Source organism: Sulfitobacter sp. TMED3, assembly GCF_002167505.1.
Lineage (GTDB): Bacteria > Pseudomonadota > Alphaproteobacteria > Rhodobacterales > Rhodobacteraceae > Sulfitobacter > Sulfitobacter pontiacus.
The window spans coordinates 16,450-38,446 of the sequence record NZ_NHBI01000033.1 but is presented as its reverse complement, the minus strand read 5'-3'; the positions used below and the strand labels follow the sequence as shown (position 1 = coordinate 38,446).

21 protein-coding genes and 1 tRNA gene are annotated in these 21,997 nt (G+C 61.5%); 9 read left to right on the top strand and 13 right to left on the bottom strand.

Going from position 1 to position 21,997, the window contains the following annotated elements:
* Positions 1 to 12 precede the first annotated feature (12 nt).
* From CBB63_RS09220 to CBB63_RS09205, 4 genes are all read left to right on the top strand, one after another.
* On the top strand, positions 13 to 1,242 hold the full coding sequence (locus CBB63_RS09220) for a sigma-54-dependent transcriptional regulator (protein WP_037944055.1): 1,230 nt from the start codon (positions 13 to 15) through the stop codon (positions 1,240 to 1,242).
* 248 nt (positions 1,243 to 1,490) lie between these two features.
* Positions 1,491 to 2,492, top strand: coding sequence for a DctP family TRAP transporter solute-binding subunit (locus CBB63_RS09215; protein ID WP_005853033.1), 1,002 nt, complete (start codon positions 1,491 to 1,493; stop codon positions 2,490 to 2,492).
* 112 nt (positions 2,493 to 2,604) lie between these two features.
* Positions 2,605 to 3,285 carry a TRAP transporter small permease gene (locus CBB63_RS09210; protein ID WP_286698932.1) on the top strand — a complete coding sequence of 227 codons (681 nt, stop codon included), beginning with the start codon at positions 2,605 to 2,607 and terminating at the stop codon, positions 3,283 to 3,285.
* 4 nt (positions 3,286 to 3,289) lie between these two features.
* Positions 3,290 to 4,666 (top strand): TRAP transporter large permease, encoded by a 1,377-nt coding sequence (locus CBB63_RS09205; protein WP_009826801.1) that lies wholly within the window; start codon positions 3,290 to 3,292, stop codon positions 4,664 to 4,666.
* Positions 4,667 to 4,765: 99 nt separating this feature from the next.
* Here the strand turns inward: CBB63_RS09205 and tpiA are convergent, their stop codons facing one another.
* The 5 genes from tpiA to rimK form a co-directional block, all read right to left on the bottom strand.
* Positions 4,766 to 5,515 (bottom strand): triose-phosphate isomerase, encoded by a 750-nt coding sequence (gene tpiA / locus CBB63_RS09200; RefSeq protein ID WP_286698931.1) that lies wholly within the window; start codon positions 5,513 to 5,515, stop codon positions 4,766 to 4,768.
* A gap of 99 nt (positions 5,516 to 5,614) precedes the next feature.
* Positions 5,615 to 5,959 (bottom strand): HesB/IscA family protein, encoded by a 345-nt coding sequence (locus tag CBB63_RS09195; protein ID WP_286698930.1) that lies wholly within the window; start codon positions 5,957 to 5,959, stop codon positions 5,615 to 5,617.
* Positions 5,960 to 6,097: 138 nt separating this feature from the next.
* Positions 6,098 to 7,309: a glycerophosphodiester phosphodiesterase family protein gene (locus CBB63_RS09190; protein WP_286698929.1), complete on the bottom strand. Its 1,212-nt coding sequence runs from the start codon at positions 7,307 to 7,309 to the stop codon at positions 6,098 to 6,100.
* Between the two features lie 126 nt (positions 7,310 to 7,435).
* Positions 7,436 to 7,798 (bottom strand): DUF59 domain-containing protein, encoded by a 363-nt coding sequence (locus CBB63_RS09185; protein WP_286698928.1) that lies wholly within the window; start codon positions 7,796 to 7,798, stop codon positions 7,436 to 7,438.
* A gap of 20 nt (positions 7,799 to 7,818) precedes the next feature.
* On the bottom strand, positions 7,819 to 9,267 hold the full coding sequence (gene rimK, locus CBB63_RS09180; RefSeq protein ID WP_286698927.1) for a 30S ribosomal protein S6--L-glutamate ligase: 1,449 nt from the start codon (positions 9,265 to 9,267) through the stop codon (positions 7,819 to 7,821).
* Positions 9,268 to 9,497: 230 nt separating this feature from the next.
* Here rimK and tgt point away from each other — a divergent pair, with 230 nt between their 5' ends.
* From tgt to CBB63_RS09160, 4 genes are all read left to right on the top strand, one after another.
* Complete coding sequence (gene tgt / locus CBB63_RS09175; RefSeq protein ID WP_286698926.1) at positions 9,498 to 10,625, top strand: tRNA guanosine(34) transglycosylase Tgt; 1,128 nt, start codon at positions 9,498 to 9,500, stop codon at positions 10,623 to 10,625.
* Between the two features lie 105 nt (positions 10,626 to 10,730).
* Positions 10,731 to 11,828, top strand: coding sequence for an alkene reductase (locus tag CBB63_RS09170; RefSeq protein ID WP_286698925.1), 1,098 nt, complete (start codon positions 10,731 to 10,733; stop codon positions 11,826 to 11,828).
* A gap of 295 nt (positions 11,829 to 12,123) precedes the next feature.
* Positions 12,124 to 14,535, top strand: a complete 2,412-nt coding sequence (lon, locus tag CBB63_RS09165; RefSeq protein ID WP_286698924.1) for an endopeptidase La — start codon at positions 12,124 to 12,126, stop codon at positions 14,533 to 14,535.
* A 130-nt stretch (positions 14,536 to 14,665) separates the two neighbouring features.
* Positions 14,666 to 15,061 (top strand): HU family DNA-binding protein, encoded by a 396-nt coding sequence (locus CBB63_RS09160; RefSeq protein WP_502695897.1) that lies wholly within the window; start codon positions 14,666 to 14,668, stop codon positions 15,059 to 15,061.
* A gap of 201 nt (positions 15,062 to 15,262) precedes the next feature.
* Here CBB63_RS09160 and CBB63_RS09155 read toward each other — a convergent pair.
* Positions 15,263 to 15,338, bottom strand: a tRNA-Val gene (locus tag CBB63_RS09155).
* Positions 15,339 to 15,708: 370 nt separating this feature from the next.
* Between CBB63_RS09155 and CBB63_RS09150 the strand changes: the two genes are divergently transcribed.
* The gene (locus CBB63_RS09150) at positions 15,709 to 16,518 is read left to right on the top strand and encodes a crotonase/enoyl-CoA hydratase family protein (RefSeq protein ID WP_286698922.1); all 810 of its coding nucleotides are present in this window, start codon (positions 15,709 to 15,711) and stop codon (positions 16,516 to 16,518) included.
* 13 nt (positions 16,519 to 16,531) lie between these two features.
* Here the strand turns inward: CBB63_RS09150 and CBB63_RS09145 are convergent, their stop codons facing one another.
* The 7 genes from CBB63_RS09145 to CBB63_RS09115 are packed head-to-tail and all read right to left on the bottom strand — an operon-like array spanning position 16,532 to position 21,996.
* A complete protein-coding gene (locus CBB63_RS09145; RefSeq protein WP_286698921.1) occupies positions 16,532 to 17,305 on the bottom strand; it encodes an ABC transporter permease in 774 nt (257 codons plus the stop codon).
* Positions 17,302 to 18,027 (bottom strand): ABC transporter ATP-binding protein, encoded by a 726-nt coding sequence (locus CBB63_RS09140; protein ID WP_286698920.1) that lies wholly within the window; start codon positions 18,025 to 18,027, stop codon positions 17,302 to 17,304. Before CBB63_RS09140 ends, CBB63_RS09145 begins: the two co-directional genes overlap by 4 nt.
* On the bottom strand, positions 18,024 to 18,707 hold the full coding sequence (gene tenA / locus CBB63_RS09135; protein ID WP_286698919.1) for a thiaminase II: 684 nt from the start codon (positions 18,705 to 18,707) through the stop codon (positions 18,024 to 18,026). Before tenA ends, CBB63_RS09140 begins: the two co-directional genes overlap by 4 nt.
* Positions 18,704 to 19,642 (bottom strand): ABC transporter substrate-binding protein, encoded by a 939-nt coding sequence (locus CBB63_RS09130; protein WP_286698918.1) that lies wholly within the window; start codon positions 19,640 to 19,642, stop codon positions 18,704 to 18,706. Before CBB63_RS09130 ends, tenA begins: the two co-directional genes overlap by 4 nt.
* Positions 19,629 to 20,651, bottom strand: a complete 1,023-nt coding sequence (locus CBB63_RS09125; protein ID WP_286698917.1) for a ThiF family adenylyltransferase — start codon at positions 20,649 to 20,651, stop codon at positions 19,629 to 19,631. Before CBB63_RS09125 ends, CBB63_RS09130 begins: the two co-directional genes overlap by 14 nt.
* Complete coding sequence (locus tag CBB63_RS09120; RefSeq protein ID WP_286698916.1) at positions 20,630 to 21,226, bottom strand: thiamine phosphate synthase; 597 nt, start codon at positions 21,224 to 21,226, stop codon at positions 20,630 to 20,632. Before CBB63_RS09120 ends, CBB63_RS09125 begins: the two co-directional genes overlap by 22 nt.
* Positions 21,223 to 21,996, bottom strand: coding sequence for a thiazole synthase (locus CBB63_RS09115; RefSeq protein ID WP_286698915.1), 774 nt, complete (start codon positions 21,994 to 21,996; stop codon positions 21,223 to 21,225). The genes CBB63_RS09120 and CBB63_RS09115 overlap by 4 nt, the downstream gene beginning before the upstream one ends.
* Between the last annotated feature and the right edge of the window lies 1 nt (position 21,997).

The window sequence follows — 21,997 nt, the reverse complement described above, 5'->3', positions numbered from 1 at the left end:
GGAGGGGCAGGCATGAGCAGAACCGTTCTTTTGGTCGATGACGATGCCTCTGTCCGCGAGGCGCTGGCGCAGACGCTGGAGCTTGCCGATATTGATGTTGTCGCCGCGGGGTCGTTCGTCGCCGCCAAGGATAGGATCACCGAACGGTTCGATGGCATCATCCTGTCGGACATGCGCATGCCCGGGCGCGACGGGTTTCACCTGCTGGCCTATGCCCATGAACAGGACCCCGATCTACCGGTGATCCTGCTGACAGGCGAAGGCGACATCCCCATGGCCGTCCGCGCGATGGAGGCAGGGGCCTTTGATTTCCTTGAAAAACCCTGCGCCCCCGCCGCGCTGGTCACTGTAATTGAACGCGCACTGAAAACCCGCGCGCTGGTGCTGGAAAACCGTCGCCTGCTGCATATCGTGGAAACCGGCGATCCGGCGGCGCGGATGATTTTCGGATCGTCGGATTTGTCAGAACGGCTGCGCGACAAGGTGCGGCGCGTGGCGCAGGCCAATGCCGAGGTGCTGGTCACCGGCCCGTCGGGGTCTGGTATTTCGAAGGTGTCAGAGGTGATCCACCTGTCCTCGCGCCGCTCCAAGGGGCCCTTCGTCAAACGTGCTGCCGCGGGGCTTAGTCCCGATGATGTGAGCGATGCGCTGCACGCCGCCTCGGGCGGGTGCCTGTTTCTGGACGAGGTCGCGCAGCTTCCCGCGCAGACCCAACTGAGCTTGATCGAAGCGCTTGAGCAGGTGCCCGATGTGCGTCTCATTGCGGGCAGCGCGCGGGAGCTACAGTCATTGGTGGCCGAGGGGCAGTTCCACGCGGATCTCTATTACCGGCTCGAGGTCATGACCGTGCGCATCCCGTCGCTGGCAGAACGCCCCGAGGATATTGCCACGATGTTTCGCCGCTACGTCGATCAGGCGGCAGAGCAGTCGGGCGTGCAGCCGCCCGAGGTGACACCGCAAATGATCGCGGGGCTGATGGCGCGGGACTGGCCCGGCAACGCGCGCGCGCTGATGTCAGAGGCGATGCGCTTTGTCATGGGGGTCTCGGACGAGGTGACGCCGGATGCGAACCTCGGGCTGGCGGACCAGATGGCGCAGGTGGAACAATCCCTGCTGCGCGCGGCCTTGCGCCGAGCCGAGGGGCAGGCGAGTGCGGCGGCGCAGGCGCTGAAACTGCCGCGCAAGACCTTCTATGACAAGCTGGCCCGCTACGGGATTCGGCCCGAGGACTTTCGCAGCTAGCCTGTGCGGATTTTCGCACAACTGCGCTGCGTGCTGTGCGGTTATCCGCACAGGTAGCGTGCGGCGGGTTGGTATGTAACCTTAACTAAATGCATCAACGCTTTGATAAATAATATATTTAACGCGATCCTCATCTTTCAACCTCTCTTCCTTGTGAGGTCGGCGAAATAACGCTCTAGTAACGCCACCGCATTTGGAACGACCGGATGCCGAGACTTGAAAAACAGTTCTCTGGGAGGAGACATCACATGAAATTCCTGACAACCACTCTGGTGGCTATGACCCTTTCCGTAAGCGCCGGTGCTGTTGCCGCGGCGTGTGACGATGGCGAAGTCGTCATCAAGCTGAGCCACGTGACCAACACAGACCGTCATCCCAAAGGCATCGCCGCTTCCTTGCTGGAACAGCGCGTCAATGACGAGATGAACGGCAAAGCCTGCATGGAAGTGTTCCCGAACTCCACGCTGTACAACGATGACCAGGTTCTTGAGGCGCTGCTGCAAGGCGACGTTCAGATGGCCGCGCCGTCGCTGTCGAAGTTCGAGCAGTTCACCAAGCAATTCCGCATCTTCGATCTGCCCTTCATGTTCAAGGACATCAACGCTGTAGACGAGTTCCAGAACTCCGAAACCGGTGTTGCGATGAAGGAATCCATGACGCGCCGTGGCCTGCTGGGTCTGGCGTTCTGGCACAATGGCATGAAGCAGATGTCGGCGAACAAGCCGCTGAACGTGCCTTCGGATGCCAATGGTCTGAAATTCCGCGTCCAGAACTCTGACGTGCTGAAGGCCCAGATGGCGGCAATGGGCGCATCGCCCCAGCCGATGGCCTTCTCGGAAGTTTACGGCGCGCTGCAAACCGGCGTTGTCGACGGTCAGGAAAACACCTGGTCCAACATCTATGGCCAGAAGTTCTTTGAGGTGCAGGACGGGACAACCGAAACCAACCACGGTGTTCTGGACTACATGCTTGTGACCTCCACCGACTGGTGGGACAGCCTGGACGCCGATGTGCGTGACCAGCTGGCGACCATCGTTCAGGAAGTGACCGACACCCGCAACGCGGAATCGTCCAAAGTGAACGCCGAAGCCAAACAGGCGATCATCGATGCCGGTGGTGTGGTCCGTGAACTGGACGACGCGCAGCGCGAAGCCTGGGTCACNGCGATGAAGCCCGTCTGGGAAGAGTTCACCGCAGACGTCGGTCAGGAAAACATCGACGAAGCCCAAGCGATCAACGCCAAGCACTAAACCCTGTTCTGCCCCGTCTGGCGACGGACGGGGCATATCACTTGCGTCAGGCCCCGACATGCCCCGCGGCGTGCGGGCCTGATCCACTCTCCTCTCACAGCGGAGCATTCCCATGTCACATGGNGTTCAATCTCATTCTGCGCTCGGGCGCATTGTCAACGAGCTTGAGGAAACGGCGATTGCCATCATCCTTGGTCTGATGACGCTTATCACCTTTATCAACGTCGTCCTGCGCTATGGTTTCAACACCGGCATCATCTGGGGGCTCGAAGCGGTGACCTTCCTCTTCGCCTGGCTGGTGCTGTTTGGCATGAGCTATGCGGTCAAGGTCACGGCNCATCTGGGGGTGGACGCGGTCGTGAACCTGTTTTCGCNNCCCAAACGCCGNGTGCTCGCGCTGGTTGCNGCAGNGATCTGCGTGGTCTACGGGGCCTTGCTGATGAAAGGCGCGTGGGATTACTGGGCCCCCTTNGCGGGGCTGGACGCCACCACGGGCCGCTGGTTCCCCACAGGCTTTGCTGATAGCCGCGATCAGGCGTGGTATGAAACCGTCGATATCCCCATGCCGGATTGGCTGCGCTTTATCGAGCCGATCATGAACGAGGGCGAAACCTACGGCAAACTGCCACGGTTCATCCCCTATTTCATGCTGCCCTTCGGCATGGCGCTGCTGTTGTTCCGTTTCATCCAGGCCGGTGTGCGTGTCTTTACCGGACAGGCCACAGCGCTGATCGTCAGTCACGAGGCCGAAGATGATATTGAAGCCGTCAAACACATGAACGCGGAGTCCTGAGCGCATGGAAGTCCTTATCCTATTTACCATGATCGTCGGGCTAATGTTGCTGGGCGTTCCGATTGCCGTCAGCCTTGGCTTCTCGTCAATCGTCTTTCTGCTGGTGCTGTCCGACAGCTCGCTTGCGTCCATCGCGCAGACCTTCTTTCAGGCGATGGCGGGGCACTATACGCTGCTGGCGATCCCGTTCTTTGTGCTGGCGTCGTCCTTCATGTCGACGGGCGGTGTGGCCAAGCGGATCATCCGTTTCTCTATCGCGCTGGTCGGGCATTTTCCGGGCGGTCTTGCGATTGCGGGTGTTTTTGCCTGTATGCTGTTCGCCGCCCTGTCGGGATCATCGCCTGCGACAGTGGTTGCCATCGGGTCCATCGTGATCGCGGGGATGCGGGAGACCGGCTACACCAAGGAATTCGCCGCCGGTGTCATCGCCAACGCGGGTACTCTGGGCATCCTGATCCCGCCGTCCATCGTGATGGTTGTCTATGCCTCTGCCACGGATGTCTCTGTGGGGCGGATGTTCCTTGCGGGCGTTATCCCCGGTCTGATGGCGGGCACCATGCTGATGCTGACCATCTACATCATGGCGCGGGTCAAGAAGCTGCCACAGGGCGAATGGCGCGGCTGGGGCGAGGTCTTTGCCTCGGGGCGTGAAGCGGGCTGGGGGCTGATGCTGATCGTGATCATTCTTGGCGGTATCTATGGCGGTATCTTTACCCCGACCGAAGCCGCTGCCGTGGCCGCTGTCTATGCCTTCTTCATTGCGGCCTTTGTCTATCGCGATATGGGCCCGCTGCACGTCGAAGGCGAGGGGCGCAACCTGTCGCTGATGCGCAAGCCCTTGGCGCTGGTCACTGTCTTCTTCCACCGCGATACCCGCGATACGCTGTTCGAGGCCGGCAAGCTGACCGTCACCTTGATGTTCATCATCGCCAACGCGCTGATCCTCAAGCACGTGCTGACCGACGAGCAGATCCCGCAGCAGATCTCTGCCGCGATGCTGAGCGCGGGTTTCGGGCCGATCATGTTCCTGGTCATCGTCAACGTGATCTTGTTGATTGGCGGGCAGTTCATGGAGCCGTCGGGCCTGTTGATCATCGTCGCCCCGCTGGTCTTCCCCATCGCGATTGAACTGGGCATCGACCCGATCCATCTGGGGATCATCATGGTGGTGAACATGGAAATCGGGATGATCACCCCGCCGGTGGGTCTGAACCTCTTTGTGACCTCGGGCGTGGCGAATATGCCGATGATGAATGTGGTCAAGGCTGCGCTGCCCTTCACCGTGGTGCTGTTCATCTTCCTGCTGATGGTGACCTATATCCCGGTTATTTCGACCTGGCTGCCGACCCTGATGATGGGGCCGGAGATCATCACCCGCTAGGGCGAGANATTACGAGAAAAACAAAAAAGGCGGCGCACCCCATCGGATGCGCCGCCTTTTATGTGTGTCATGACATGAGTTTATTTGGCAAAATGAAGATCAGGCGGCAGAGAGCGCCTGAAGGATCGGGACGAANTCAGCGGNNNTNAGGCTCGCCCCGCCNATNAGGGCACCGTCCACGTTATCGACCTTGAAGATCTCTGCCGCGTTGTCCGGTTTGACCGAGCCGCCATACAGCAGCCGCAGCGCGTCGCTGACATCNGTGCCAAAGCGTTCGGCCAGTGTTGCGCGGATGAAGTCATGCACCTCGACGATCTGGTCAAGCGTCGGGATTTTGCCGGTGCCAATCGCCCAGATAGGCTCGTATGCGAGGACGGTATTCTCGCCGGTGCAGCCNTCGGGCAGGGAGCCTGCAAGCTGTTCGGCGATGACATCCAGCGTGGTGCCNGNGCTGCGATCCGCCTCGCTTTCGCCGATGCAGATGATGGCCGTCAGCCCCGCGTCCCAAGCGGCCTGCGCCTTGGCCGCAACATCAGCATCCGTTTCGCCATAGGCATCGCGGCGCTCGGAATGGCCGAGGATCACATAGGTCGCGCCGACCTCCTTGATCATCGAGGCAGAGATATCGCCAGTGAAGGCACCTTTCGGCTCTGCGTGGCAATCCTGCGCGCCGATGCCAACGGNGGTGCCTTGGGCCTTGGTGACCGCTGGCAGGAGGTAGGGGGCGGGCGGGCATATCACCGCCTCTGCACGGGTGCTGTCCATCGCGGCGGCGACCTCGGCCAACATGTCGAGACCGGCCAGCGTGCCGTTCATCTTCCAGTTTCCAGCGGCAAGCTTGCGGCGCATATGCATATCCTTCATGTGGTTTTTCAAAGGGATACCAGCGCCACCCCGACAGGGCAACGGCAAGCTGCGGTCACGCCCCGCCAGCGCGGCGCGATACCGTTAGCCGAATTTGATGGATTCGCCGCAGCCGCAGGCTTCGGNNACATTGGGNTTGCGGAACTTGAAGCCGGATTCCAGCAGNGAGGTTTCATANTCGATCTCGGTACCGAAAAGGAACATCTGCGCCATCGGCGCGATCATCACGCGCGCGCCGTCCTGTTCGACGACCTCGTCATTGGCGTCGGCCTCGTTCACATACTCCATCGTATATTCCATGCCGGCGCAGCCACCCTTCTTGATGCCGATGCGCAGACCGGCGTGGCCGGCGGANGTCATCAGCTTGGTGATCTGATTGGCGGCTTTGGGGGTGATGGTGACGGCTTGCTTGCCTGGGATTGCGAACATGCTGAATACTCCTGTTACCNANAAGATAAGGGCTTTGGCAGGGTTTCTCAAGCGGGGGGATGCACAATAGCNAAAGGCCGCCCCCGAAGGGACGGCCCATGTCNTCACGCGCGATTGCGCCGGATCANACCCCGTAGGTTACAGACCCATGCAGTTGGCATAGTAGGTGACGGTCGCGGGCCAGTCAGAGAAGACCCCCTTGACGCCAGCGTCCTGTGCCAGCACGTCCAGCGCGACCAGATAGTCGCTGTCGTCGGTGATGATGTCGCCAACGGATTGGAAATACCAGCCACCGCCCGTGGACAGCGGACCGGAGCGTTCGAGCGTCCAGGCGATCAGGTTCAAACCCGCTTCGCTGGCTTTCTTGGCATAGTCAGAGGCGGCCAGAGCGCCGTCTTTGTTGGTCAGCAGCATGTTCAGCGACGGGGCCAGATACTGCACGCCTTGCTCTTTCAGCTGGGCGAAATCCTGTGTCCAGGTGCTGGGGTCCTGTTCGTCGAAACCTTCGCTCCATTCCACGAGATAGACGGCCTGTTTGCCGAACTCGGGCTCTGCCTTGATCCAGTACAGCACGTCATCCAGGTTGAACGACTGCGCCCAAACGTCCGAGGCAGGGATGCCCGCGGCTTTGTATTCGTCGATCATCTTCTGCGCATAGTCTTCTTGGCTGAAGCCGTCATGGGGCATCTCGACCGAAGGGGACTTGAGCTCGGGGGTGAATTTCGCGCCGAGGGATTTGAACAGCTCGATCGATTCCGCGTGGGTCATCAGATTTGCACCGTCGCTGTACAGCTGGGTGCGGAAGCTGGCCACGCCGCCCTGATAGTCTTCGGCGGTGGTGGCGGTGGCGTCGGCGCTGTCCATCTTGGGCGTCAGGGTGCGGAACTCTGCCAAGGTGATGTCCGAGGTGCGGCATTCCGCNCTGGCACCTTCTTCGCCCGCAGCCGCGGTGAAGCCGGTGGTGCATTTCTCGGCCAGATCGGAGACGAGGATATTGGTGGTGGTGTGCAGATCGTTCTGCGCGTGACGGCAGACCAGTTCGTGATCGGCGGTAAAGGTCACGTCGCATTCCAGAATGCCTGCACCCTGNCGGGCGGCGGCAACGTTGGACTGTACGGTGTGCTCGGGGAACATCAGCGGCGCGCCGCGGTGCCCGATGGAGAAATCGGATTTGGACGCGGTCTGGCCCATGCAGGACGCCAGCTTGTCCTTGAGGTCGCCATCGGGAAGCTTGTCCACCAGATAGGCAGGACGGNCACCGTATTCGACAGGGACGGGGGTGCTGTGGGCGTCGGCCAGCAGCGCGGTGGGGGCCAAAGCCAAAGCTGTAAGGGCAGTAGTTAGTCGCATGATCGCTCCAAATAAAATCATCTGGCAGCGGTGTGGCTACCCTATGTTACAATGATGCGACCATTGCGTGAAACTCATGTAAAATCAACCGGGNCGTGAAATGCGCCCCGGTTTCAGCCTATCGGCTTACATGAAGCCCAGTTCAAGACGGGCTTCGTCAGACATCATATCCATGCCCCATGGTGGCTCCCAGACCAGNTCCACNTCNACGGTTTTCACGCCGGGCAGGGGTTCGACCGCATCGGCGACCCAGCCGGGCATCTCGCCTGCGACGGGNCAGCCGGGCGCGGTGAGGGACATCTTGATGTTGACCTCGTTTTCCGCGTTGATGTCGATCGTGTAGATCAACCCCAGCTCATAGATATTCACTGGAATCTCAGGGTCATAGACAGTGCGGCAGGCTTCGGTGATCTGCTCGTACAGCGGATGATCCGTTGACGAGGGCGCAATCAGAGGGGTGCCTTCAAGAGGTTGTGTGCTGTCGGTCATCAGGGCCTCGCTCCTTTTTCTTATCGTTTATATAGGGATTGCAGCGGGCACCGTCCAGAGGGCGGNCCCGCGANCCANTGCGGAACNTANGCTTTGCGCTTGCGCACCGGCTGCGGCTTTACCCGCGCTTCGATCATATCATAGACCATGCCGACGATATCCTTNCCGGTGGCTTTCTCGATCCCTTCGAACCCGGGAGAGCTGTTGACCTCAAGCACCTTTGGCCCGCTGTCCGACCGCAGCAGATCCACACCGGCAGTGCCCAGACCAAAGGCCCGTGCCGCACGTAGGGCGGTGTCGCGTTCAACCTTGGTGATGCGCACGACCTGNGCGGTGCCGCCACGGTGCAGGTTGGAGCGGAANTCNCCCTCCGCGCCGGTGCGCTTCATCGCGGCCACGACCTTGCCATCCACCACAAGACAGCGCAGATCCTCGCCCGCGGCTTCCTTGACGAAATCCTGCACAAGAAAGTTTGCCTTGAGCCCGCGGAAGGCATCAATCACGGATTCCGCGGCCTTNTTGGTCTCGGCCAGCACCACACCTTTGCCTTGGGTGGATTCCAGCAGTTTCACGATCAGCGGCGCGGTGCCNACCAGCGCCATGAGGTTCGACGTGTCCTTGGGCGAGGCGGCAAAAGCGGTGGTCGGCATGCCGATTTTCTTCGACGCCAAGACCTGATGNGCATGCAGCTTGTCGCGGCTCGACAGGATACCGGCAGAGCCGTTGACGCAGTAGGTNCCGATGGTTTCGAACTGCCGGATCACCGCGCAGCCATAGGGCGTGACCGAGGCACCGATCCGCGGGATCACCGCGTCATAGCGCGGCAGACGTTTGCCATCGTAATGCACTTCGGGGGCCATGGCGTTGATCGCCATATAGCAACGGGTGGTATCGATCACTTCGACAGTATGGCCACGGGCCTCGCCGACTTCGACCAGACGCGAGGTGGAATAGTTGCTGGCNTCACGGCTCAGCACGGCGACCCGCAATGCGCGTTTGGGNGCGCGGTGNCGCACAGCGGCGGTATGGTAGACGTCATAGCTCAGATCCGGTTGCAACCGTTTCTCGGTGGGCGAGATGGTGATGTGATCTGTCAGCGCCTGACGGCCCAGCAACATGCGGCTGGTCATGCCCGCACGGTTGGTCAGGGTCACGTCNATGGGCCANNTNTNNCCTNCGACATCCATCTTGGTCGAGATGACATAGCGCAGCTCTGCCTCGCCATTCGACGAGGTGACCTCGCGCCGGTCAATGATGGGCGCGGAGCAGGTGATGGTGATGTCTTCGTTGCCGGCCACAGGGTGCACGTTGAACCGGACCTTGGGCTTGGAGGCGGGGCCGAAGACTTCGATGTCATGGGCATGCAGCGCCGATGTGCGCGCGCCGGTGTCGATCTTTGCCTTGATCGCGGGAAGCCCCAATTCGGGAAGGGCGACCCATTCTTCCCAGCCAAACGTCAATTCTTGCATGTCACGCACTCCGGCACAGCTAAATCATCCCGCCGCCTAGCAGGTCGCCTGCGTCTACTCAAGCCACGACACGGGCTTCCAAATGGCATAAATCCCGGGGTCCGGGGCAGCGCCCCGGCGGTTCCGGCTGGACATAGCGNAGATTTACGGTGCTTCCATGACAGCCTTGTGGAACGCACGGCTCAACTGCGCGATTGCGCCTATGCGGGGGACATCTTATAGCCGCAGTCATGAAAAAATTCTCGTTCGATCTTCAGGCCCGCGATGGTGCGGCGCGTACCGGTGTCATCTCTACCCCGCGGGGCGATATTCGCACGCCGGCCTTCATGCCTGTGGGCACGGCTGCCACGGTCAAGGCGATGATGCCCGAAAGCGTCGCCGCGACCGGTGCGGATATCCTGCTGGGCAATACCTATCATCTGATGCTGCGCCCCACTGCCGAACGGATCGACCGTTTGGGCGGGCTGCACAAGTTCATGAACTGGGACAAGCCGATCCTCACCGATTCCGGCGGGTTTCAGGTGATGAGCCTGTCAGGGCTGCGCAAGCTGACGGAAAAGGGCGTGACCTTCAAAAGCCATGTGGACGGGTCGAAACACGAACTGACCCCCGAACGGTCGATGGAGATTCAAAAGCTGCTCGGCTCCGATATCGTCATGTGCTTTGACGAATGTCCCGCGNTGCCTGCGGATCGCGCGCGNATNGCNGANTCGATGCGGATGTCGATGCGGTGGGCCAAGCGCAGCCGCGANGCNTTTGGCGACCGGCCGGGCCATGCNCTCTTTGGTATCCAGCAGGGCGGGCTGGAACGTGACTTNCGCGAGGAAAGTGCCAAGGCGCTGATCGACGTAGGCTTTGACGGCTACGCTGTGGGCGGCCTTGCCGTGGGCGAGGGGCAAGAGGCGATGTTCGGCTGTCTCGACTTCGCCACCGATATGCTGCCCGTGGACCGGCCACGCTATCTGATGGGGGTGGGCAAGCCGGATGATATCGTCGGGGCCGTGGCCCGCGGGATCGATATGATGGACTGCGTTTTGCCTTCACGCTCTGGCCGGACGGGGCAGGTGTTCACGCGTCACGGCGTTGTGAACATCAAGAACGCACGCCACGCCGATGACCCGCGTCCGCTGGACGAAGCCTGCACATGTCCTGCGTGCTCGAACTACAGCCGCGCCTACCTGCACCATGTGTTCCGTAGTCAGGAAATGATCTCGGGGATGCTGCTGACATGGCATAACCTGCATTATTTCCAGGAAATCATGGCGGGTATGCGCGACGAGATTGCGGCGGGGACATTTGACGCCTGGCAGGCTGATTTTCATAGCCAGCGTGCCCAAGGCGACATCGACCCGCTTTAGGAAAACCCTCCTGTGAATGGAATAAACCTTCCGCCCCGTCCTTGCGATGACGGGGCGGAAGGTTAGGTGCTGTAGACAAGAAACAACACCGCAAAGGAGTTTTCCATGACCGAGGCATTATTCACCCCCTTGAAGGTCGGTGGCATCGAGGCCGCGAACCGCATTGTGATGGCCCCGCTGACCCGCAGCCGCGCTGATGACGACAGTGGCGAAGTCGGCGACATGCACGTCGAATACTACGCGCAGCGCGCCGGTGCCGGGATCATCATCACCGAAGCGTCCCAGATCAGCGCCGAAGGCAAAGGCTACATCAAGACCCCCGGCATCTACACCGAGGGGCAGGTTGCTGCCTGGAAAAAGGTGACGGACGCGGTGCACGCCAAGGGCGGCAAGATCGTGATCCAGTTGTGGCACGTGGGCCGGATCAGCCATGTGGACATCCAGCCTGACGGACAAAAGCCCGTCGCCCCCTCGGCCATCGCGGCAGAGGTGAAGACCTTTACCAAAGACGGAATGACCCCGACATCTGAACCGCGCGCCTTGGCGCTGGACGAGATGCCGCGCATTGTCGCCGATTATGTCCACGCAACCAAGATGGCACGCAAGGCGGGCTTTGACGGGGTCGAGGTCCACGGGGCGAATGGCTATCTGCTGGACCAATTCCTCAAGACCTCAACCAACAAACGCGATGACGCCTATGGCGGGTCGGTCGAGAACCGCGCGCGGCTGCTGTTCGAAGTGCTGGATGGTGTCGTAAACGCATGGGACGGCGATCACGTCGGCCTGCGCCTGTCGCCTTTCTCGCCTGCGAACGGCATCGCGGATGATGACCCGCAAGAGACGTTCAACTACGTCGTGGATGCGCTGAACAAATACAATCTGGCCTATCTGCACATGGTCGAAGGCTCGACCGGCCAGTCGCGCGATCTGGATAGTGACGAAGACCTTGGCAAGCTGCGGTCGCTGTTCAACGGCGTCTACATGGCGAACAACCTTTATGACCGCGACATGGCGATCGATGCCGTGGCCAGCGGCAAAGCCGATCTGGTTGCCTTTGGCCGGCCGTATATCGCCAACCCCGATCTGGCAAAACGGCTGGAACTTAACGCACCGCTGAACGAGGGGGATACGAAAACCTTCTATGCCGGTGGCGAAGAGGGCTATACCGATTATCCCTTCCTCGAAGAGGTCGCGGCAGAGTAAGCTCGTTAAACGCGAAAAAGCACATTTCCGGCCCGTTTTTTGTCATTCGGGCCGGTTAACCATGGTTCTTCGCGGTTTTCGCGGATAATCATACGATCCGCGCTTGTCTGTCCGCCGGTGGCGGTTCATTCTAGGGCGACCCTCACGCCAGATGGCCCGCATACGAACGGATCACAGCATCATGGGGATTGAAACAGGCGGGTAGGGTCCCCAGATATCCTACTCAGAACAGGAGATGAACGAACGGTCGCCTAAGATAGGGGCCAGTGTCATCTTGCAGTATAAGGAAAAGAGCATGTTAGAGCCTCTGAACGCGTCCTACCCGGTATTGCCTTTGCGCGATATTGTGGTGTTCCCCCACATGATTGTACCGCTTTTCGTGGGCCGCGATAAATCTGTTCGCGCCCTCGAAGAAGTCATGGCCGATGACAAGCAGATCCTGCTGTCGAGCCAGATTGACCCCGGTGTGGATGACCCCGATTCCGATGGTATTTTCAACACCGGCGTCCTGGCGAATGTGTTGCAACTGTTGAAGCTGCCCGACGGCACCGTGAAGGTGTTGGTCGAGGGTCAGGCGCGGGTGCGCATCACGGAATACCTTGAAAATGATAGCTTCTTTGAAGCCTCTGCCGAATATCTGACGGAGGAGCCCGGTGACGAGACCACCACTCAGGCGCTGCTGAAATCCGTCGCCGAAGANTTTGANCGNTATTCCAAGGTCAANAAGAACGTCCCCGAGGAAGCACTGTCGGCGGTGACCGAAGCGTCCGAGCCTGCACGTCTGGCCGATCTGGTCGCCGGGCATCTCGGCATTGAGGTCGAGCAGAAACAAGACCTGCTTGAAACCCTGTCGGTGTCCGAGCGGCTGGAGAAAGTATACGGGCTGATGCAGGGCGAAATGTCCGTTCTGCAGGTCGAGAAAAAGATCAAGACCCGCGTCAAATCCCAGATGGAGAAGACGCAGCGCGAATACTATCTGAACGAGCAGATGAAGGCCATTCAGAACGAGCTTGGCGATGGTGAAGACGGCAAGAATGAAGTCGCCGAACTGGAAGCCCGCATCGCGGACACCAAGCTGAGCAAAGAGGCCAAGGAAAAGGTCGACGCCGAGCTCAAGAAGCTCAAGAACATGTCGCCGATGTCTGCCGAGGCCACCGTGGTGCGCAACTACCTCGACTGGATCCTGTCGATCCCGTGGGGCGTGAAATCGCGCACCAAGAAAGACCTCGCCAAGGCACAGCAGGTGCTGGATGATGATCACTATGGCCTTGAAAAGGTTAAAGAACGCATCGTCGAATATCTTGCCGTGCAGCAACGCTCCAGCAAGCTGAAAGGCCCGATCATGTGCCTTGTCGGCCCTCCCGGTGTGGGTAAAACCTCGCTTGGGAAGTCTGTTGCCAAGGCGACGGGGCGCGAATTTATTCGCATCTCGTTGGGCGGTGTGCGTGACGAATCCGAGATCCGCGGTCACCGCCGGACCTACATCGGCTCCATGCCCGGCAAGATCATTCAGGCGCTGAAAAAGGCGAAAACCACGAACCCGCTTATCTTGCTCGACGAAATCGACAAGATGGGTCAGGATTTCCGTGGCGACCCCGCGTCGGCCATGCTCGAGGTGCTTGATCCGGAACAGAACGGCACATTCGTCGACCACTACTTGGAAGTGGAATACGATCTGTCGAATGTCATGTTCCTGACCACGTCGAACAGCTACAACATGCCCGGGCCTTTGCTTGACCGGATGGAGATTATCCCCCTGTCGGGCTATACCGAGGATGAGAAGCGCGAGATCGCGAAACAGCACCTTGTGGCCAAGCAGGTCAAGAACCACGGTCTGAAGGCAAAGGAATTTGCCATTGAAGACAGTGCGTTGACCAGCATGATCCGCTACTACACCCGCGAGGCCGGCGTGCGGAACCTTGAGCGCGAGATTGCCAAGGTTGCGCGGAAATCGCTGACCAAGATCGTCAAGAAGGAAGCCGACGAGATCACCGTGACGGGCGACAACATCGAGGATTTCCTCGGCGTGAAAAAGCACCGCTACGGCTTGGCCGAGCTTGAGGATCAGATCGGTGTCGTAACCGGATTGGCCTATACCTCGGTTGGGGGCGAATTGTTGCAGATCGAAGCCCTGCGTCTGCCGGGTAAAGGTCGGATGAAAACCACCGGTAAGCTTGGCGATGTGATGAAGGAATCCATCGACGCGGCCAGCAGCTATGTGCGGTCGATCAGCCCCAAGATCGGGGTGAAGCCGCCCAAGTTCGACACGCTGGATATCCACGTCCACGTGCCCGATGGTGCGACGCCGAAAGANGGCCCCTCTGCCGGTCTGGCNATGGTGACATCGATCGTGTCGGTGCTGACCCAGATCCCCGTGCGCCGCGATATCGCGATGACGGGGGAGGTGTCCTTGCGCGGGAATGCGATGCCAATCGGCGGCTTGAAGGAAAAGCTGTTGGCGGCGNTGCGTGGTGGGATCACAACGGTTCTCATCCCGACCGAGAACGAAAAGGACCTGCCGGATATCCCGGATAACGTGAAAGAAGGGNTGACCATCATTCCCGTCAAACACGTGTCCGAGGTGCTGAAACATGCGCTGGTCCGCGAGCCCGAAGCGATCGAATGGGATCAGGAGGCAGAAGATGCCGCCGCAGCCGCCGCNCTGGCCCGTCGCAANGCTGCAGGNGATAGCGCNACAGCGCATTAAGCAACGATCAAACCGACATCAGGCCGCCCTTCGGGGNGGCCTTTTTCGTGGGNNCNTCNCCGATTTTCGCGCAGGGCTGCGTCATCCCCAAGCANCGCTGGATTTCCCCCGGTGGCCCCGCTAGGGTTTGATGAAACCTCCCCAACGGACGAGACGTCAAATGGCCACGCCCAAGAAAACCNCCACGCCTAAACCAGCCGCACCCGACACCGCCGCAGCACCCGCTGTGGTCGAAGCACCGCGCCCTGTGATCCTCGGCCCNGTGATGCGCAAGAAAGAGCTGATCGACACAGTNGTCGAAAGGTCGGGCGTGAANAAGCGCGATGCGAAACCCGTCGTTGATGCCATGCTCGCCGTATTGGGCGAAGCANTGTCGGACAGNCGCGAGCTGAACNTGCTGCCNTTCGGCAAGCTGAAAGTGATCAACGAGAAAGAGCTGAAAAACGGCAAGATGATCCGCGTCAAAGTGCGGCAGGTGACACAGGGGCAGGGCGGCGGCGATACCGCTGATCAACCCGAGGACTGAGGGCGAAAATCGCTTAAAATCTCCGGCGCAAAGTTACGACGCCCGCAGCAGCCCTTCACCTTGGTGAGGGGCTTTGTCGTATCGAGGGTTTCACNTTGCTGATGNCACANGCNGCGCAGGCAATCCCTTGACATCAAACGCATAAATCCCTGTCGCCGTCGGCGNANGTTGCGTTGGTAGAACTGAATTGTGGTGGTGGAATGGTGGGTCGTGAGAGGCTCGAACTCCCGACATCTTCGGTGTAAACGAAGCGCTCTACCAACTGAGCTAACGACCCGGTAGCGCTCTACTACCCCAAGGTTCAGCCGGGGTTCAACCCCATTTTTGCCGCCCCGGTGATTATTTTCGATTTTTTTCTGACGACGCCCCGGATCAGGGGGGATTTACACGGTAACATTGCGTTTTCAAACGGTTTTGCTGCCTCTGGCAGATTACGACGGGGCGAATCCCTGCGGGTCCGTTACCCTTGGGGAAGTCACCGCGCTGAAATCGGCGGATNACCGATAGACGGGCTGTGTTTGGCGCGCTACTCAATGCACAGTCACGTAAAAGGTGGGAGAGCCTTTTGCATATATTCAGCAAGCCCTTGCAGCAGCAAGGCACCGGGGCCGACCACAATTGCCGGCCCCATAGGAGGAGGAATTCANATGGCCGTTCAGATTGATCCGACCAGCTACCGTAACCTGGACATCAAGGNGCATGACGATGGCGTCTGGGTGGTGACCCTNAACCGTCCCANCAAACGGAATGCCTTGGACATCGACACGATCGAAGAGCTGGTCACCTTCTTTTCCGCCGCACCGCGCGCGGGTGTGCGTGCAGTGGTNCTGGCGGGCGCGGGGGATCACTTTTGNGCCGGGCTTGATCTGATCGAACACCATGACGAAGACCGCAGCCCCGCNGATTTCATGCACGTCTGTTTGCGCTGGCACGAGGCATTCAACAAGATGGAATACGGCGGCGTGCCCGTGATTGCNGCATTGCAAGGGGCCGTTGTCGGCGGCGGGCTAGAGCTTGCCAGCTCTGCCCATGTGCGNGTGATGGACCAAAGCGCGTATTTCGCGCTTCCCGAAGGCCAGCGCGGGCTGTTCACCGGCGGGGGGGCTACGATCCGTGTGACNGATCTGGTCGGTAAGGCGCGGATGATCGACATGATGCTCACCGGGCGCGTCTATCANGGGCAAGAGGCCGTCGATCTGGGCCTNGCGCAGTATATCGTCGAAGGGTCCAGCATGGACAAGGCGATGGAACTGGCGCGCAAGGCGGCGCAGAACCTGCCGCTGTCGAACTTNGCGATCTGTAGCGCGGTGAGCCATATGCAGAACATGTCGGCNATGGATGCCGCCTATGCCGAAGCNGTGGTCGCCGGTGTGGTCAATACGCAGCCTGACGCGCGCGCGCGNCTTGCGGCCTTTGCNGACAAAAGCGGCGCGCGGGTGCGNCCGAACGCGGAATAGCAAGTCGTATGGNTCACGCGCGNGTGCTGCGCGTGATCCCGCTTTCGCTGCGGCCTTCGGCATAGCGGGTCAGGCGTTGCGCCAGCAGCCCGACAGAGAGATGCANCAGCACNGTCAAACAGGCGAGCANGATCAACGCGGCGAACATCAGGTCGATCTTGGCGCGGCCATTGGCCAGCAGCATCAGATAGCCCAGCCCCTTTGACGCGCCGACCCATTCGCCAATCACCGCCCCGATCGGCGCATAGACCGCCGCCAGCCGCAGCCCCGTCGCAAGGCTTGGCAGCGCGTGGGGGATTTGCACGTAGCGCATGAACCGCAACGGCCGCGCGCCCATCGATTGCGCCAGATCGCGGTAGCCATCAGGCACGCGGGTCAGCCCGTCGTGAAAGGCCGATGTCACCGGAAAATAGATGATCAACACCGCCATCACGATCTTGGACCCCATGCCATAGCCGAACCACAGCGTCAGNAACGGGGCCAGCGCGAAAACCGGCACGGCTTGNGTAAAGACCAGCAGCGGCAGCAGCAAACGCTCTGCCGTTTTGGACAGCGCCAGATGGATCGCGGTGACAGNCCCCAAGGCGGTGCCGATCAACAGCCCCAGCAGCACCTCGACGGTGGTGACCCAGGCGTTCTCGATCAGCGTCTCACGGGCGCGATAGGCCGCCTGCGCCACGCGCCACGGCGAGGGCAGGATATAGTGCGGCGCGTCGGTCAGCAGCACCGCTCCCTGCCAAAGACCAAGCCCCAGCAGGATCGTAAGTGGTATGTCGTATCGCCTCATGCAGGCACCCCCCGCAGATGGGACAGCAGCGCGCTTTGGCAGGCCCAAACCTCGGGGGCGGTGACGGGGCGCGGCGCGGGAAGCGCGGGGACGGGCCAGCTTTGCACGCCCGTGGCCGAGAGGATCAGGATGTGGTCGGCCAGCCGCGCCGCCTCTGCCGGATCATGGGTGACCAGCAGCACGGTCCGCCCGTGCAACAGCTCTGCCGCGAGCTCTTGCATCGCGGCACGGGTGCCCGCATCAAGTGCCGAGAATGGCTCGTCCAGAAAGACCACCGCGCGATCCTCCAGCAAGGTCCGCGCCAGCGCTGCCCGCTGCCGCATGCCGCCCGACAACGCGGCGGGTTTTTTATGGGCATGATCCTGCAGACCGACCCGTGCAAGCATGGCGGAGGCACGGTCCCTGTCAGGCGTGGTCCCACGCAGCCGGTCGCCGATCATGATGTTGTCGATCACCGTAAGCCACGGTAGCAGCAGGTCGGATTGCGCCATATAGCTGATCCGCCCCGCCAGCGGTTGCCCGTCAGAGGCGGTGATCGTGCCGTCAAAAGCGCCGCCTGTCTCAAGCCCCAGCAGTAGGCGCAGCACCGTGGATTTGCCCACCCCCGACGGGCCGAGCAAGCAGGTCCACGCCCCCGCGGCCAGAGTCATATCCACTTCAAACAGGGGGCGCGCGTCAATCCGGTGTTGTCCCGCCAGACGCAGCGCGGGCGGCGGGGTCATGGCAGGTCCAGCCCCATCTGCCAAAAGCCGACCTCTAGCCGTGTGGCCGTGGAAAAGCGGTTTTGCAGTGCCGCGCGGCGGGGGGCGGTTTCAAGGTCACCGATCCGCCGCGCAACCGCCGCGTCGACCATCGCGCCCACCGTCTGGCACAGCGCCTGATAGTCGGGGTCGGCGTAGGTCTCGATCCACTCGGCATAGGGCGTGTCGGCGCTGCGGGTCTGGGCCAGGCGCTGCCCGATCTCCCCATAGCCCATGACGCAAGGCAGCAGTGCCGCCATCAGATCAAGGAAATCCCCCTGCATCCCGGCATCCAGCACATAGCGCGTATAGGCGAGGTTGGCGGGGGCTTCCGTCGCGGTGAACAGCGCCGCTTCGTCGATACCCGCCGCAGCACAGGTGCGGATATGCAGCGCCATCTCGTGATTGACCAGTGCATCGACCGTGGCAGCGCAGGTCTTCATCTCTTCCATCGTTTCCGATTTGACCACCGCCATCGACCAAGCGCGCGAGAAATGCACAAGGAAAACATAATCTTGGATCAGATAGTTCACAAAGCAACGGCGCGGCAGGCTGCCGTCGCGCAGCCCTTCGACAAAGGCATGGTGGGTATAGTCTTGCCAATCCGCCGCCGCAGCAGCGCGCCAAAGCGCGAAGCTGCGGCCATAGTCCGGCGCGGTCATCGGTCGGTCACATCAATGGCGATGGTCGACACGGGCGAGATGTCGGGGATCAGACCCGCGTCATGCAAGAATGTCTCGAATGTTGCGTAGCGTCCGGCATCCATCGCCGTGGGGCGCAGGGCGAAACGGGGCAGCGTGTCTTTCCACGCGCGGGCGTTCAGCTCGTCCTGCAGATCGGCAGAGGTGGCGGCGAACACCTCCCAGCTTTCCTCGGGGTGGTTGACGATATATTGCGTCGCTTTCTCGGTCGCGGCCAGAAACCGCGCGATCATGTCCTTGTCCATCGTGTCGCGGTTGGCGACGTAGATCAGCTCGTCATACGGTGGCAGACCCTCTTCCTCTACGTAGAAACAGGTGCCATCGACGCCTTCGATATCCATCTGGTTCAGCTCGAAATTGCGGAAGGCCCCGATGACCGCATCCACCTGATCGGACATCAACGACGGTGAAAGCGACCAGTTGACGTTTACCAGCTCCACATCATCCAGCGACAGCCCGTGATGGGTCAGGATCGCGCCGAGCACGGCCTCTTCGACACCGCCGACCGAGAATCCGACCTTTTTGCCCGCCAGATCCGCAGGAGAGGCGATGGGACCATCGGTCAGCGCCAGCAGGCAGTTCAGCGGCGTGGCCACAAGCGTGCCGACCCGTTGCAGGGGCAGACCTTCGTGGATTTGCAGGTGCAGTTGCGGCTGATAGGAGATCGCAAGATCCGCCTTGCCCGCGGCGACCAGCTTGGGCGGGTCGGAGGGATCGGCGGGGGCGATGACCTCTACGCTCAGATCCTGTTCGGCGAAATACCCTTTTTCCTGCGCCACGATGATCGGCCCGTGGTCGGGGTTCACGAACCAGTCCAGCAGCAAGACCATCTCGTCCTGCGCCAGCGCCGGGCCAGAGGTTAGCGCCAGTGCGGCCAGAATGTTACGAAGTTTCATCGGTTTGTCCTTTCAACGGGGAAGGCTCGCCCATGGCGAGCAGGGTAATGGGGCCATGCCAGTAGCTGGCCAGATGGGTCGCCGCCTGCCACGCGCGCAGGCCCGAACGGCAGGCGATCACCGCACGGGGTTGATGTGTCGGGCGGGGAGCGTTGCGGAGGAAATCGGGCAGGGTGATGCGCTGCGCTGTGGGTGTCGCGGCTGTGGGAGCCTCATCCGGGCCGCGCAGATCGACGACCCAATCGCTTGCGCGGATCTGCGAGGGCGCGACAAATCCGAAACCGTGGTCAGGCTCCGGCGCGGTATCAAAGCGGAAGCCGCCAAAACGATAGGTGGCAAGATCAAAGCTGATCAATTGCCCCAAAGGGGACGGCGACAGTCCAAGGAGGCAGGCCAGCGCCATCTGTGCTTGGGCGGCACCGATCGTGGCGACGACCGGCCCCATCACCCCCGCCGTGTCGCAGCTGGCCGCGCGGTCCGGCAGATCGGGGAAGACCGCCCGCAGCGACGGCGCGCCGCCGCAGAACCCGCCAACATAGCCGCCAAACCCAAGGGCCGAGGCGCCGATCAAAGGCAGGCCCGCGTTCAGGCAATGATCCGACAGCACATAGCTTGCTGCGAAGCTGTCGGCGCAATCCAGCACGAGCGTCGCATCATGGCACAGCTTTGCCACGGTATCCGGCCCAAGGGTCACGGGGTGGGCCACCACGGTGCACGCGCTGTTGCGCGCACTCAGGGCGCGGGCGGCGGCGGTGACCTTGGGCGTGCCGATATCGCTTTCGGTAAACAGGGTCTGGCGGTGCAGGTTTGACAGGGCCACGTCATCACCGTCCACCAGCGTGATATGCCCCACACCGTCCCCTGCCAGCAGGGGCAGTACCGGTGCCGCCAGCCCGCCCGCGCCAACCACCACCACCCGTGCCGCCGCCAGCGCCTCTTGGCCCGATGGGCCGACCTGCGGCAGGATCATCTGGCGGGCATAGCGGGTCATCGGGTTGCCCCCAGCCATGCGGTGATGCGATCTTCGGGCGAGGGGTTCAGGGTGATGTCGGTCACCGCCGCGACGCAATCGGCACCGGCATCAAAGGCTCCCGCCGCGCGGTCGACCGACATGCCACCGATGGCCACAAGCGGGGTCTGCCCCACCCGTTCACGCCAGTCGCGCAGACGGTCCAGCCCCTGCGCGTGCCACTTCATCTGCTTCAGGATCGTCGGGTAGATCGGGCCGAGGGCGATATAATCGGGGCGCAGGTCTAGGGCGCGGATCAGTTCGGCCTTGTCGTGGGTGCTGATGCCCAGACGTGCGCCCGCATCGCGGATGGCGGTGAGGTCGGCGCTGTCCAGATCCTCTTGCCCCAGATGGATAAAATCACACCCTTCGTCGAGCGCGATCTGCCAGTGGTCGTTGATCACGAGGGTACAGCCGTGTTTGGCGCAGATCGCCTTGGCCTGCCGGATGTCGCGCCGCAGGGCAGGGGCGGGCGTGTCCTTGATCCGCAGTTGCACCAGTTTGATGCCAAGGGGCACCAGCCGCTCCAACCAGGCGGCGCTGTCGAAAATCGGGTAGAAACGGTCCAGGGTCATTCCAGAAACGCCTTTCCTATCAAGGGGGTAGAGGGCGCGGCCATATCGCGGGGCGGCATCGGGTCCGCATCGGCGGCAAGCTGTCCGGCGCGGATCGCGGTGGCAAAGGCCTCGGCCATGGCGGCGGGGTCACCGGCTTTGGCGACAGCGGTGTTCAGCAGCACCGCGTCAAAGCCCAGCTCCATCGCCTGTGCGGCGTGGGACGGCAGGCCGATGCCCGCGTCGATCACCAGCGGCACGTCCGGAAAATGCGCCCGCATAGCGCGCAGCCCGAAAAGGTTGTTCAGCCCCATCCCCGACCCGATGGGCGCGCCCCAGGGCATCAGCACCTCGCAGCCCGCCCGCAGCAATCTATCCGCCACCACAAGGTCTTCGGTGGTGTAGGGAAAGACCTGAAACCCGTCCTCGCTCAGGATGCGGGCGGCCTCGACCAGACCGAAGACATCGGGCTGCAACGTGTCCTCCTCGCCGATGACCTCGAGCTTGATCCAGCGCGTGTCGAACACCTCGCGGGCCATATGGGCGGTGGTGACGGCCTCTTTGACGCTGTGACATCCGGCGGTGTTGGGCAACACATGGACGTCAAGCGCGCGGATCAGTTCCCAGAAGTCCTGACCGGCGCGATCCCGTCCGCTTTCGCGCCGCAGCGAGACCGTCGCCACCGCCGCCCCGCTGCGCGCAAAGGCGTCTGACAGCACCTTGGGCGAGGGGTATTGCGCGGTGCCCAGCATCAGACCATTGGCAAGGGGTTCTCCGTAAAATGGGCGCATC

Bases quoted from the DNA above. Each gene is read 5' to 3' on its own strand.
- CBB63_RS09220 (WP_037944055.1), top strand. From the start codon at position 13: ATGAGCAGAACCGTTCTTTTGGTCGATGACGATGCCTCTGTCCGCGAG.
- CBB63_RS09205 (WP_009826801.1), top strand. From the start codon at position 3,290: ATGGAAGTCCTTATCCTATTTACCATGATCGTCGGGCTAATGTTGCTG.
- CBB63_RS09170 (WP_286698925.1), top strand. From the start codon at position 10,731: ATGACCGAGGCATTATTCACCCCCTTGAAGGTCGGTGGCATCGAGGCC.
- CBB63_RS09140 (WP_286698920.1), bottom strand. From the start codon at position 18,027: ATGACCCCGCCGCCCGCGCTGCGTCTGGCGGGACAACACCGGATTGAC.
- tenA (WP_286698919.1), bottom strand. From the start codon at position 18,707: ATGACCGCGCCGGACTATGGCCGCAGCTTCGCGCTTTGGCGCGCTGCT.
- CBB63_RS09130 (WP_286698918.1), bottom strand. From the start codon at position 19,642: ATGAAACTTCGTAACATTCTGGCCGCACTGGCGCTAACCTCTGGCCCG.
- CBB63_RS09125 (WP_286698917.1), bottom strand. From the start codon at position 20,651: ATGGCTGGGGGCAACCCGATGACCCGCTATGCCCGCCAGATGATCCTG.
- CBB63_RS09120 (WP_286698916.1), bottom strand. From the start codon at position 21,226: ATGACCCTGGACCGTTTCTACCCGATTTTCGACAGCGCCGCCTGGTTG.
- CBB63_RS09115 (WP_286698915.1), bottom strand. From the start codon at position 21,996: ATGCGCCCATTTTACGGAGAACCCCTTGCCAATGGTCTGATGCTGGGC.